Genomic DNA, 3,164 nt, shown 5'->3' with positions numbered 1-3,164 from the left:
TCAGGAACGGCTGGATGACGATGATCCCGTCGCCGAGGCTGCCCGGATCGATCGTCGTGAGCACGAGGTCGGCCTCGGCTGGGCGCTTCTGAACGGGCTGGGCGTCGCCGACGGCCTCACCCTCGTGGTGCGGCACGCCGCCACCCTGCTCGCCGGGGCGGTCTTCGCCGTCGGGCTCACCCGTTCGACCCGTACCCTCGCCGTGCTCAACCGGGAGCGCGCGGTCTCCATCGCGACGACCGCGAGCGCCGAAGCGGGTGTCACCGAACGGGAATCGGAACTCGCCCGAGTGAACGCGCTCGCCCGGCCTGCCCTCGAGCGCCTGGCCGGCGGGGAAGACCTCGATCCGCCGCTCCGCGCCGAGTGCCTCATCGTCGAGGCCACCCTGCGCGACGCCATCCGGGCCAGGACGCTCTTCGTCGAACCCGTGATCACCGCCGCCCGCGCCGCACGGCTCCGCGGCGTCGACGTCACCCTGCTCGACGACTCCGGCGGACGGCCCCCCGAGGTGCTCGCCGCGGTCGCGGGCATCGTCGCCGGCCAGCTCGATCTGCTCGACGCCGGTCGCCTCACCGCGCGGCTCCTACCGCCCGGCCGTGACGACGTCGCTTCCCTCGTCGTCGAGTCCACGGGCACCCGGATGCTGACGGTTTCGCCGGTCGGAAAGCTCCGCACCCCCTGATCGTGGGTCTGTCCCGGACTCGAATGCGGGGTTAGCGTTGGGCGTTACCAACTTTCCCGGGCGTGGATAGATTTGCTGCGTGCGCTCGCGGTTCTCTGCAGCTTCAGCCGGCGGGGGAGGATCACGTGGCTTCACTGACCGAGATTCTCATCCTGCACGGGCTGCTGCCGATCGAGAAGCTCGACACCCTCATGGCCGGTGACCCGGCCGACGAAAGCGCCGTGCGTGCACTCGTCGACTCCGGGGTGATCACCGAGGCGCAGTTCGCCCGTGCCCGCGCCGAGCAGGCCGGCCTCGCCTTCGTCGAACTGATCGACTTCCCCGTCGACCGGCTCGCCGTCGCCCTCGTCACCCCGGCAATGAGCCGCAGGCACCAGGTGCTGCCGATCGCGATCGAGGGCGGCCGCCTCGTGCTCGCCATGGTCGACCCCGGCAACGTGTTCGCGATCGACGACGTGCGCGAGTCCGCACGGATGCGGGTCATCCCCGTCGTCGCAGAGAAGAACGACCTGCTCGCCGCGATCGCCCGCTACCACCGCGCCGACGACGAGCTCAGCAACCTCACCACCACCATGGAGGACGAGCAGGCCACCGTCGAGGCCGCATCGGCCTTCGGCGTCTCCGACTCGCTCGACGACGACGCCCCGATCGTGCGCTTCGTCAACCTCCTCGTCAGCCAGGCTATCCAGGACAAGGCCTCGGACATCCACATCGAGCCCGCCGAGCACAACCTGCGGGTGCGGTACCGCATCGACGGGGTGCTGCACGAGATGCAGCGGGCGCCCAAGAGCATCCAGAACGGCGTCATCTCGCGCCTCAAGATCATGAGCGACATCGACATCGCCGAGCGTCGGAAGCCCCAGGACGGCCGGATGTCGGTCAGCCACGCCGGCCGCCAGATCGACCTCCGCGTGGCGACCCTGCCCACGGTCTGGGGCGAGAAGATCGTCATGCGAATCCTCGACAACTCCTCGACGACGATGGACCTGCACGACCTCAACCTGCTCGAGCACAACTACGAGGCGTACAGGAAGTCGTACACGAAGCCCTACGGGATGATCCTCGTCACGGGCCCGACCGGGTCCGGCAAGTCGACCACCCTGTACACCACGCTCAACTCGGTCGCCCGCCCGGAGATCAACGTGATCACGGTCGAGGACCCCGTCGAGTACCGGATGAAGGACATCAACCAGGTACAGGTGAACCCCAAGGCGGGGCTCACCTTCGCGAGCGCGCTGCGGTCCATCCTCCGCAGCGACCCCGACGTCGTGCTCCTCGGCGAGATCCGCGACCACGAGACCGCGCAGATCGCCATCGAGGCGTCGCTCACCGGCCACCTCGTGCTCTCGACCCTGCACACCAACGACGCCCCGAGCGCGATCACGCGCCTGACCGAGATGGGTATCGAGCCCTTCCTCGTCGGCTCCGCCCTCGACTGCGTTGTCGCCCAGCGCCTCGCCCGCCGCCTCTGCGACCGCTGTAAGGCCCCCGCAGAGGTCACCGTCGAGCGCCTGAACCAGCTGCGCTTCGGGTTCGACCCGACCCAGCCGCTGCCGGTGCTCTACCAGCCCATCGGCTGCCAGAACTGCTCGAAGACCGGGTACCGAGGCCGGCTCGCCGTGCACGAGGTCATGACGGTCTCCGAGAACATCGAACGGCTCGCCGTCGACCGCGCCTCGAGCGCGGACATCGGCCGGGCCGCCCGGTCGGAGGGAATGATTTCCCTCCGTGATGACGGCTGGGAGAAGGTCCGCATGGGCCTGACCTCGATCGAAGAGATTCTGCGAGTTGTTGCATAGCGCTCGTCGCATGCCGAAAGGAAAGAACGCATGGACAAGCCCATCTATGAAATTCCGGCCGTAGAGCCGGGAGAGAACGTCTCCTGGTGGGACCAGATCGCGGCCGGCCCCGCCGAGAGCGCTGCCCTCGAGAAGGCGGATGCCGAGCGCACCGCCGCCGAGCAGGTCGCGGCCGAGCGCACCGCACGCCTCCAGGCCGCGGTCGACAGCGCGGCGGCCGAACGTCGCGGCGCCGGAATCGACGAAACCGGCGGCCACGGCTTCGAACGCCGCAGCGTCCGTCGCGCCGAAACCGATTTCGCCCCGGCGCCCCTCCAGGGATTCGCGGCCCCGGCGGCATCCGCTGACGAGGACCTCGACGACATCGATGTGAACCAGGCCGAACCGCCCCGTTCCGCGATCGACTACACGCTTCCGCTCCCGGTAGCGGCCCCGTACACGCTCCCGCAGCCGGTGGCCGCACCGCACACTCCCCTGGGCACGCAGCCGATGGAGCCGCCCACCGGGACACCTTTCGTCGTTCCCTTCGTTGTGCCCACTGCCGCCGCCGAGCAGGAACGGGTCGCCGACCCGGGGATGACCCCGCCGCAGGCGTACGTCTCGCAGAGCGCACGCCCGGCCGGTCGCCGCGCCGCGATCCAGGCCGAGCCGGAGACCCACACCGAAGGTGCCCGCCCGCATTC

At 69.7% G+C, this 3,164-nt stretch carries 2 protein-coding genes and 1 pseudogene; all 3 read left to right on the top strand.

Translation table 11 applies throughout. The annotated features are described in order from the left end of the window. Positions 1-682, top strand: a 682-nt coding sequence (locus QN345_RS17180; protein WP_416347673.1) for a hypothetical protein, incomplete at its 5' end; no start/stop codon positions are given. Between the two features lie 125 nt (positions 683-807). After that, positions 808-2,481, top strand: a complete 1,674-nt coding sequence (locus QN345_RS17175; RefSeq protein WP_134449871.1) for a GspE/PulE family protein — start codon at positions 808-810, stop codon at positions 2,479-2,481. Positions 2,482-2,511: 30 nt separating this feature from the next. Further along, a pseudogene (locus QN345_RS17170) lies at positions 2,512-3,164 on the top strand (hypothetical protein); the annotation flags it as partial.

The sequence above is a fragment of the Cryobacterium sp. 10I1 genome (assembly GCF_035019805.1).
Classification (GTDB): domain Bacteria; phylum Actinomycetota; class Actinomycetes; order Actinomycetales; family Microbacteriaceae; genus Cryobacterium; species Cryobacterium glucosi.
The sequence above is the reverse complement of the archived record's forward strand: the minus strand, read 5'-3'. Positions and strand labels throughout refer to the sequence as shown.